8 protein-coding genes are annotated in these 9,291 nt (G+C 76.0%); 7 read left to right on the top strand and 1 reads right to left on the bottom strand.

Annotation, left to right across the window (positions count from 1 at the left end; genetic code table 11):
• Positions 1–18: 18 nt before the first annotated feature.
• From IPM45_14725 to IPM45_14735, 3 genes are read left to right on the top strand one after another with little or no spacing between them, the layout of a single operon-like run.
• Positions 19–1,374 carry a 2-oxo acid dehydrogenase subunit E2 gene (locus IPM45_14725; GenBank protein ID MBK9180791.1) on the top strand — a complete coding sequence of 452 codons (1,356 nt, stop codon included), beginning with the start codon at positions 19–21 and terminating at the stop codon, positions 1,372–1,374.
• Positions 1,374–3,059 (top strand): lipoyl synthase, encoded by a 1,686-nt coding sequence (gene lipA / locus IPM45_14730; protein ID MBK9180792.1) that lies wholly within the window; start codon positions 1,374–1,376, stop codon positions 3,057–3,059. The genes IPM45_14725 and lipA overlap by 1 nt, the downstream gene beginning before the upstream one ends.
• Complete coding sequence (locus IPM45_14735; GenBank protein MBK9180793.1) at positions 3,059–4,165, top strand: aminopeptidase P family protein; 1,107 nt, start codon at positions 3,059–3,061, stop codon at positions 4,163–4,165. The genes lipA and IPM45_14735 overlap by 1 nt, the downstream gene beginning before the upstream one ends.
• 7 nt (positions 4,166–4,172) lie before the next feature.
• On the opposite strand, the gene IPM45_14740 is transcribed toward IPM45_14735, so the two are convergent.
• Positions 4,173–4,859 carry a hypothetical protein gene (locus IPM45_14740; GenBank protein ID MBK9180794.1) on the bottom strand — a complete coding sequence of 229 codons (687 nt, stop codon included), beginning with the start codon at positions 4,857–4,859 and terminating at the stop codon, positions 4,173–4,175.
• A gap of 34 nt (positions 4,860–4,893) precedes the next feature.
• Here IPM45_14740 and IPM45_14745 point away from each other — a divergent pair, with 34 nt between their 5' ends.
• The 4 genes from IPM45_14745 (at position 4,894) to IPM45_14760 (ending at position 9,251) form a co-directional block, all read left to right on the top strand.
• A complete protein-coding gene (locus IPM45_14745) occupies positions 4,894–5,754 on the top strand; it encodes a hypothetical protein (protein ID MBK9180795.1) in 861 nt (286 codons plus the stop codon).
• A gap of 49 nt (positions 5,755–5,803) precedes the next feature.
• Entirely contained in the window at positions 5,804–6,676 is an 873-nt protein-coding gene (locus tag IPM45_14750; GenBank protein ID MBK9180796.1) for a Ku protein, read from the top strand.
• Positions 6,673–7,593 carry a non-homologous end-joining DNA ligase gene (gene ligD, locus IPM45_14755; GenBank protein ID MBK9180797.1) on the top strand — a complete coding sequence of 307 codons (921 nt, stop codon included), beginning with the start codon at positions 6,673–6,675 and terminating at the stop codon, positions 7,591–7,593. Before IPM45_14750 ends, ligD begins: the two co-directional genes overlap by 4 nt.
• 74 nt (positions 7,594–7,667) lie before the next feature.
• Positions 7,668–9,251, top strand: a complete 1,584-nt coding sequence (locus IPM45_14760; GenBank protein ID MBK9180798.1) for an alpha/beta fold hydrolase — start codon at positions 7,668–7,670, stop codon at positions 9,249–9,251.
• The last annotated feature ends 40 nt before the right edge of the window (positions 9,252–9,291 follow it).

Below are 9,291 nucleotides of genomic sequence, written 5' to 3' on the forward strand. Positions count from 1 at the left end.
GGGCTAGCCTGCGCAGCGATGGCCGACGTCACCCTGCCCCAGCTGGGCGAGACCGTCACCGAGGGAACGATCACCCGCTGGTTCAAGCAGGTGGGCGACGCGGTGGCGGCCGACGAGCCCCTCTTCGAGGTGTCGACCGACAAGGTCGACACCGAGGTCCCGTCGCCCGTCGGTGGGTTCCTGGTCGAGATCCGCGCCGCCGAGGGCGACACCGTCCCCGTGGGTGCCGTGATCGCAGTGGTGGCCGATGAGGTGCCGGCTGCCCCGCCTGCCCCCGCCCCCGTCGCCGCCCCGCCACCGGTCGCACCGGTCGTCCCCGAGGCTCCCCCGGCCCCGGCCCCGGCCCCGGCCCCGGCCCCGGCCCCGCCGCCCGCACCTGCGCCCGCGCCCGCGCCGTCGGCCGGCCGGCTGCTCTCCCCGGTGGTCCGTCGCCTGGTCGCCGAGCACGGCCTCGACCCCGAGGCCATCACGGGGACGGGGATCGGCGGGCGGATCACCCGCGAGGACGTCCTCGATCACGTCGACCGGCTGAAGGCGGGCGGAGCCCCCCCGGCCCCGGCCCCGGCGGCGCCCGCCCCGGCCCAGGCCCAGGCCCCGCCCCTGTCCCCGGCGGCGCCCGCCCCGCCGGCCGTCGCGCCGGTCCCCGGTGCCCGGGGCGGCGAGCGGGACGAGCACGTGCCCATGACCAAGATCCGCCGGCTCACCGGCGAGCACATGCGCCGCTCGCTCGACGCCGCGGCCACCGCGTTCTCGGTGGTCGAGGTCGACCTCGAGGGCGTCGAGGTGGTGCGGCGGGCCCACCGGGAGGCGTGGCGGGCCGAGGAGGGGTTCTCGCTCACCTACCTGCCGTTCATCTGCCGGGCGGTCATCGACGCGCTGGGCGAGTTCCCGCACCTCAACGCCAGCGTGGGCGAGGGCGAGGTGGTCGTGCACCGCTTCGTCGACCTCGGGATGGCCGTCGACCTCGACTACCAGGGCCTCATCGTCCCGGTGATCCGCGACGCCGAGACCAAGCGCCTGCGGGCCATCGCCCGCGAGACCGTCGACCTGGCCAGCCGGGCCCGGGCCCGCAAGCTGTCGCCCGACGAGGTGGTGGGGGGCACGTTCACCGTCACCAACAACGGGTCGGCGGGCAGCGTGCTCACCATGGCCGTGATCAACCAGCCGCAGGTCGCGATCCTGTCGACCGACGCGGTGAAGCGGCGGCCGGTGGTGGTCGCCACGCCCGACGGCTCGGAGGCGATCGCCATCCACTCGGTCTGCAACCTGGCCATGGCGTGGGACCACCGGGCCTTCGACGGCGCCTACGCCGCCGGCTTCCTCCGGCGAGTGCAGGAGATCCTCGAGACCCGGGACTGGGAAGCCGAGCTCTGATGCTGCGGGTCCGCTGGCTGGGGCGGGTGCCCTACCACGAGGCCCTCGAGCTCCAGCGGGCGCTGTTCGCCCAAGGGCTCGACGACTGGCTCCTGCTGCTCGAGCACGCCCACGTCTACACGCTCGGCGTGCGGGCCGACCCGGGCCACGTGCTGGTGCCGCCGGCCGAGGTGGGCGCCGAGCTGGTGCGCACCGACCGCGGGGGCGACGTCACCTACCACGGGCCCGGCCAGCTGGTCGGCTACCCGATCCTGTCGCTGCCGGGCAAGGGCGGGGCCGGCGGGGGCAAGGCCGACACCGTGGCCCACGTGCGGTCGGTGGAGCAGGTGGTGATCGACGCGCTGGCCGACCTGGGGCTGCCGGGCGCCTCCCGCCACGAGGGCTACCCGGGGGTGTGGGTCGGGGTCGACCGGCCGGGCGAGCGGCCCCGCAAGATCGCCGCCATCGGAGTGCGCCTCGACCGGGGGCGGTCGATGCACGGCTTCGCCCTCAACGTCGACCCCGACCTCGCCATGTTCGGCCACATCGTGCCGTGCGGGATCGCCGAGCACCCGGTGACCTCGCTGGCCGCCGAGGGCGTCGCCGCCGGGATGCAGGACGTGGTCGACGCCGTCGTCGCCCGGGCGGCGGCCGCGTGGGGCCGGGGCGGTGCCGTCGACCGCCAGGACACGGCCTGGCGGGTCCGGCCGTCCGACCTGTCGGCGTTCACCCGGGGCGAGGGGCCGGGAGAGGTGGCCGGCTCGCCCGGCATCCGCCTCTCGGGCCGGCTGGCCGAGGCCGGGGTGGCGCAGGGTCTCGCCATCGGCGACCGCAAGCCCGACTGGATGCGGGCGCCGGTGCGCATCGGCTCGCAGGTGCTGGGGCTGCGGCGCACCATGCGGGAGCTGTCGCTGGTGACGGTGTGCGAGGAGGCCGGCTGCCCGAACCTGTCGGAGTGCTGGGCCGAGGGCACGGCCACGTTCCTGATCAACGGCGAGCGCTGCACCCGGGCCTGCGGGTTCTGCCTGGTCGACACCCGCCGGCCGGAGCCGCTCGACCCGGCCGAGCCCGAGCGGGTCGCCGAGGCGGTGGCGCGGATGGGGCTGGCCCACGCCGTCGTCACCGCCGTGGCCCGCGACGACCTGCCCGACGGCGGCGCCGGCGCCTTCGCGGCCACGATCCGGGCGATCCACGACCGGGTGCCGGGCTGTGCGGTGGAGGTGCTGATCCCCGACTGCCGGGGGTCGGCCGAGGCCCTCGACCGGCTGTTCGAGGCCCGGCCCGAGGTGCTGAACCACAACCTGGAGACCGTGGCCCGGCTGCAGCGGGCGGTGCGGCCCTCGGCCGGCTACGCCCGCTCGCTGGCGGTGCTGGCCCGGGCCCGGGCTGCCGGCCTCACCACCAAGTCCGGGATCATCGTGGGGATGGGCGAGACCGACGCCGAGGTGCTCGGCGCCCTGGCCGACCTGCGGGGGGTCGGGGTCGACATCGTCACGATCGGCCAGTACCTGCGGCCGACCACGAACCACCTCCCCGTGGCCCGGTGGGTGACGCCGGAGGGCTTCGAGGCGCTCCGGGCCGCGGGCGAGGCCATGGGGTTCGCCCACGTCGAGGCCTCGCCGCTCACCCGGTCGAGCTACCACGCCCGCGCCGCGGCCGCCGGTGCCGGTGCCGGCGCCGTCGGCCCGCGGGAGGCGGCCGGCTGATGGCCGACGCCCGGCTCGCCCGCCTCGCCCGGGTGCGGGAGGCCATGGCCGCGCACGGCGTCGACGTGCTGCTGCTGTCGGTGGGCGCCGACCTGCCGTGGCTCACGGGCTACACGGCGATGCCCCTCGAGCGGCTCACGATGCTCGTGCTGCCGACCGACGGCGAGGCCACCCTGGTCGTCCCCCGGCTGGAGGAGCCCCGCGTGGCGCCCCGCCCCGAGCTGTTCGCGGTGCGGCCGTGGGACGAGACCGACGACCCGGTCGCCGTCGTGGCCGGGCTCGCCGGCCGCCCCGCGGTCGCCGCCGTCGGCGACCGCACGTGGGCCCGCTTCGTGGTCGGCCTGCTGGGCGCCCTGCCCGGCACCCGCCTGGTCGCCGCCGGGCCGGTGCTGTCGCCGCTGCGGGCGGTGAAGGACCCCGACGAGGTGGCCGCCCTGCGGCGCGCCGCGGCCGCCGCCGACCGGGTGGCCGCCCGGCTGCAGGGGGGCGACGTGGCCCTGGTGGGTCGCACCGAGGCCGAGGTGTCGGCCGACCTGGGCCGGCGCCTGCTGGCCGAGGGGCACGAGCGGGTCAACTTCGCCATCGTGGCCGCCGGCGAGTCGGCGGCGTCGCCCCACCACGAGCCCGGCGGCCGCGTCATCGCCCCCGGCGACGTGGTGCTCTGCGACGTCGGCGGCACCCTCGCCGGGTACTGCTCCGACATCACCCGCTGCGTGGTGGCCGGCGGCCGGGCGCCGGGGGCCGCGGTGCGCGAGGCGTACGCGGTGCTGCACGAGGCCCAGGCGGCCGGGGTGGCGGCGGCCCGAGTGGGGACGCCCTGCCAGGACGTCGACGCCGCCGCTCGCCGCGTGATCGCCGCCGCCGGCTTCGGCGAGGCGTTCGTGCACCGCACCGGCCACGGGATCGGGCTGGAGGAGCACGAGGACCCGTACCTGGTCGCCGGGAACGCCGAGGTGCTCCGGGCCGGGCACGCCTTCTCGGTGGAGCCGGGCATCTACCTGCCGGGCCGGTTCGGCCTGCGGCTCGAGGACATCGTGGTGGCGGCCGAGGGCGGGCCCGAGCCGCTGAACCGGGCCGACCACGCCCTCGTCGTCGTCGACGCCTGACTCGCCGTCACCCCGCCGCGGGCCGCTCCAGCAGGGCCGGATCGGCGGTGTCCGCCCACGCCGTGAGCTCGATCAGCATCGCAGCGGTGTCGGCCCGGGCGAGCACCCCGGCGGGGGTCACGCAGTAGCGGTCGGTGCCGCCCGCGACCGGGACGGCGACGCAGTCGGCGGTCAGCCCGGCGATCGTCTCGCGGCTCAGCGCCGTGTCGGCGACCCGCCGGGCCATGGCGGTGCGGATCGCGGCGGCCGGCGCCGCCGCCCAGAAGCCCGACGTGAGCACCGAGTCGGAGAGGCGCTGCTCCTCGATCCCCTCGGTGCAGCCGCCGGCGGCCAGGTCGCAGGTGGTGCCCTGGCCGTCGGGGCCGCCGAGCAGCACGACGTCGCCGACCCGGAGGGCGGAGCGGGGCGGTTGCTGGGTGACGGTCGCCGTCGACTCGACCGGGCCGAGCCGCCGGAGCACGTCGTAGGTGGCGGTGAAGGTGGCCCGGGAGGCGGCGTCGAGGCGGGCGAGGAGGGCGTCGACCTCCGCGACGCCGGTGAGGAGCGGGGGCTGGGGGAGCGCGGTGCCGGCGGCGGCGGTGGTCGTCGTCGTCGACGACGCCTCGGCCCCCAGCGTGGGCCGGTCGTCGCCACCCGCCGAGCAGGCGGCCAGCAGCAGGCAGAGGGCGGCCACTGCCGGGCCGAGCCGGGGCATGGGGGTGAGCGTAGGGCCGGTAGCGTGCTCGGTCGTGATCAGCCTCGATGCCGGCACGGTGCTGCTGCAGTGGTCGGTGGGCGGGCTGTTCTTCTGCTGGGTCACCACCCGCCACCGCATCGTCAGCCTGGGCTACGGCTGGCTGCTCCGCGGCACGTACGGGCTGTTCGCCCTGGGCGCGTTCGTGGTGGGGGTCGCCTACGGCGACGGCGCCCCGGTTCGCGACGCCTGCTCGCTGGCGGTGGCCGTCGCCGCCGGTGCCGTGCTGGCGGTGTCGGTCGTCCTGCGCCGGGCCGGGGTGCGCGAGGGCCGGGCCCTCCACGCGGCCCGCACGGCGCGGGTGGCGGCGATGACGGGCATCGAGCGCAGCGGCGCCGCCGACGACGCCCGGGCCGGCGGCAGGGAGTTCCCGCCGGCGCTCGACCTGGTGGCCCCGGCCATCGGCCTGATCGGGCTGGTCGCGGCGGGCGTCGACGCCGGCGGCCCGACCGGCCTGGCCGTGGCCCGCACCATCGCCGGGGCCCTGTTCCTCGGGGCCGTGTCCGACGCCATGCTGCTGGGGCACTGGTACCTGGTCCAGCCCGGCCTGCCCCGGGGGCCGCTGCTCGAGCTGGTCCGGTGGTTCACGTGGACGTGGCCGCTCGAGGTGGGGCTGCTCCTCGTCCCCACCGGGATGGTGTCGGTCCTCACGGGCGAGATCGACGACGGCTGGGACGGCTTGCTCGGCTGGTTCTGGGTGGCCTGCGCCGTGACCACGCTGATCCTCGCCCTCGTGACGCGGGCCGCCCTCAAGGAGCGCCAGTACTCGGCGGTCATGGCGGCCACGGGCCTGCTCTACCTGGCGATCCTCACCGCCTTCGGCACCGACCTGGTCGCGCGGGCGTTGCTGGCGTAGTCCGTGTGGCCCCTGTTCAGGATGGGGCCAATGGGGGAGACTGGTGGGCATGCCCCGCCCCCTCTGGAACGGCGCGATCAGCTTCGGCCTGGTGACGATCCCCGTCCGGCTGTACAACGCGGTGTCCCGCAAGTCGGTGTCGTTCAACCAGATCGACCGGCGCACGAGCAGCCGGATCAAGCTGAAGCGGGTCTCGGCGGTCGACGGCTCCGACGTCGCCGACGCCGACATCGTGAAGGGCTACGAGGTCGCGCCCGGGCGCTACGTCGAGATCGAGCAGGCCGAGCTCGACGCGCTCGACCCGCAGGCGGCCCGCACCATCGAGATCGACGCGTTCGTCGACCTCGACGAGATCGACCCGATCCACTACGACAGCGCGTACTACCTGGCTCCAGACAAGGCCACGGCCAAGCCGTACGCGCTGCTGCTCGACGCCATGCGGCAGTCGAACAAGGTGGGCATCGCCCGCTTCGTGATGCGCCAGAAGCAGTACCTGGCCGCCATCAGGGTGCAGGACGACCACCTCGTGCTGTCGACCATGGTGTACGCCGACGAGATCGTGCCGGCCGACACCATCGCCGAGCTCGCGGCCCTCGACGGGGTCGAGGTGTCCGACCGCGAGGTCGCCATGGCCCGCCAGCTGATCGAGTCGCTGGCGGAGCCGTTCGACCCCGACCGCTACGAGGACACGCACCGCCGGGCGGTGCTGGCCCTGATCGAGCGCAAGGCGGCGGGTGGGACCACCGAGGTGGAGGCCCCGGCGGTCGAGCGGGCCTCCTCGGTCGTCGACCTGATGGCCGCGCTGGAGGCCAGCGTGGCCGAGGCCAAGGTGGCCCGGGGCCGCCACCCCACGGCCCGCACCGTTGCCGGAGCGGGCGAGGAGCCGAAGAAGCGGGCCCCCCGCAAGCGCAAGTCGGCGTGACGCCCGACGTCGACGTCGAGGGCCGGCGGCTCCGGCTCACCAACCTGGACAAGGTCCTCTACCCGACAGCGGGCGTCACCAAGGGCGAGGTGATCCGCTACTACGCGCGGGTCGCGCCGGTGATCGTCCCCCACCTGCACGGGCGCTGCGTGACGATGCGCCGCTTCCCCGACGGCGTCGACGGGTCGTCGTTCTTCAACAAGCGGTGCCCGTCGTTCCGGCCCGACTGGATGAGGGTGGCCGTGGGCCCGGGGGGCGAGCGCGACGACGAGCCGGTCGAGTACTGCCTCGTCGACGACGCCGCCGGGCTGGTGTGGATGGCGAACCTGGCGGCGATCGAGCTGCACACCCCGATGGCGCTGGCCGCCGACCTCGGGGCGCCCCGGGCCGTGGTGTTCGACCTCGACCCCGGCGCCCCGGCCGACGTGATCGACTGCGCCCGGGTGGCGTTGTGGATCCGGGATCTGCTGGCGGGCGTCGGGCTGGTGGGGTTCGCGAAGACGTCGGGGTCGAAGGGGCTGCAGGTGTACGTCCCCCTGAACGCCCCGGCGACCCACGACCAGACCAGCGCCTTCGCGTACGCGGTGGCCCGGGTGCTGGAGCGGGCCCACCCCGACCGGGTCACCGTCTCGATGAAGAAGGCCGAGCGCCCGGGCCGGGTGTTCGTCGACTGGAGCCAGAACGCCCGCCACAAGACCACGGTCTGCGTGTACTCGGCGCGGGCGCGGGAGCGGCCGACGGTCTCCACGCCGGTGTCCTGGGCCGAGGTCGACGCCGCCCTGACGGCCGGCGACCGCCGCCTGCTCACCTTCGAGCTGCAGGCCGTGGAGGAGCGGATCGATCGCCTCGGCGACCTCTTCGCGCCCGTGCTGGAGCTGGAGCAGGCGCTGCCCGGACCGGCGGCCGGCAGGCCCTGACGACCCGCCGCCGTCGGTCCCGGACGGCTCCGGGGCGCGCACCCATGCCGGCGGCCCCGCCCTAGCCTGCGGGGGTGCCCTCCCGCTCGGTGCTCGCCGTCGTGCTCCTCGCCGCCATCGGCCTGGTGGCGGCGGCCTGCGGCAGCGGTGACCCCGGCCTCGGCCTCGGCCCCCTCGGCCCGACGACCACGACGACCACCGGCGGCACGGATCCCGACGGCACGGATCCCGACGGCACGGATCCCGACGGCCAGGATCCCGACGGCCAGGATCCCGACGGCACCGTCGTGTGGTCGGAGCCCGATGCCCGGGGCTTCGAGTCGGCCACCCTGCAGGTGCCCCTCGACCACGACGATCCGTCGGCCGGCACCATCGACCTGGCGCTGGTCCGCCGGCCCGCGTCCGATCCGGACCGCCGGATCGGCTCACTGCTGGTGAACCCGGGAGGCCCCGGCGCGTCGGGCATCGACTGGGCCCGTCAGGCGCCCCGGCTGTTCCCCGACGCCCTGCTGGAGCGCTTCGACCTGATCGGGTTCGACCCGCGGGGGGTGGGCGCCAGCGCCGCCGTCGCCTGCCTCGACGACGACAGCCTGGACCGGTACCTGGCGCTCGATCCCGCCCCGGACGACCAGGCCGAGCTGGCCGAGATCGAGGCCGCCACCGCCGAGCTGGTGGCCGCCTGCCAGGCGAACACCGAGGCGGGCCTGCTCGAGCACGTGTCGACCGAGGACGCGGCCCGCGACATGGACCTGATCCGCCAGGCGGTGGGTGACGAGCGCCTCACGTACCTCGGCGGCTCGTACGGCTCGGAGCTGGGCGCGGTGTACGCCGACCTGTTCCCCGACCGGGTGCGAGCGCTCGTCCTCGACGGGGCGTCGCCCCCCGAGCTGACCCGCGCCGAGATCACCGAGGGCCAGGCGGTCGGCTTCGAGCAGGCGCTCCGCCGGTTCTTCGAGTGGTGCGACCGCTCGGCGTCCTGCCGGTTCGCGGCGGGGCGCAGCGCAGCCACCGCGTTCGACGAGATCATGGCGTCGATCGACGCCAAGCCCCTGGTGGCGGAGTCGTCGGGAGACCCCCGCCCGGTCACCGTCGGCTACGCGTGGACGGGCGTCCTCGCCACCCTCTACAGCGAGCAGGCCTGGCCCGCGCTGGGTGAGGCGCTGACCGGGGCCGAGGCGGGCGACGGCAGCCTGCTGCAGCTCTTCGCCGACAGCTACGCCTTCCGCGACGAGGACGGCGCCTACCAGAACGTGCTGGCGGCCAACCTGGCGATCAGCTGCCTCGACGACCCCGCGATCGACGCGGCGGCCTTGAGCGAGCTGCAGGGCCGGCTCGCCCGGCTGGCGCCGCGGGTCGGGCCGGTGCTGACCGGTGCGACCGACCCGTGCGCCCAGTGGCCCCACCAGCCGACGGCGGTGCGGGCCGCCCCCACCGCCACCGGCGCACCGCCCATCCTCGTGGTCACCACCACCGGTGACCCGGCCACGCCCTACGAGTGGGGCCTCCAGCTGGCCGAAGATCTCGAGTCGGGGGTGCTCGTGGTGAACCGGGCCGAGGGCCACACGGGGTTCGCCACGGGCAGCCGGTGCATCGACGACCTGGTCACCGCCTACCTCGTCGACCTCGACGTGCCCGAGTACGGGGCCACCTGCGGCTGACGGCGCGAAGCCCCGGTGCCGGGGTGGCGGTGGAGGTGGG

The organism is Acidimicrobiales bacterium (assembly GCA_016716005.1).
In the GTDB taxonomy this organism is placed as follows: Bacteria; Actinomycetota; Acidimicrobiia; order Acidimicrobiales; family JADJXE01; genus JADJXE01.

Coding starts and splice junctions, on each gene's coding strand:
- lipA (MBK9180792.1), top strand. CDS start 1,374: ATGCTGCGGGTCCGCTGGCTGGGGCGGGTGCCCTACCACGAGGCCCTC.
- IPM45_14725 (MBK9180791.1), top strand. CDS start 19: ATGGCCGACGTCACCCTGCCCCAGCTGGGCGAGACCGTCACCGAGGGA.
- IPM45_14735 (MBK9180793.1), top strand. CDS start 3,059: ATGGCCGACGCCCGGCTCGCCCGCCTCGCCCGGGTGCGGGAGGCCATG.
- IPM45_14750 (MBK9180796.1), top strand. CDS start 5,804: ATGCCCCGCCCCCTCTGGAACGGCGCGATCAGCTTCGGCCTGGTGACG.
- IPM45_14740 (MBK9180794.1), bottom strand. CDS start 4,859: ATGCCCCGGCTCGGCCCGGCAGTGGCCGCCCTCTGCCTGCTGCTGGCC.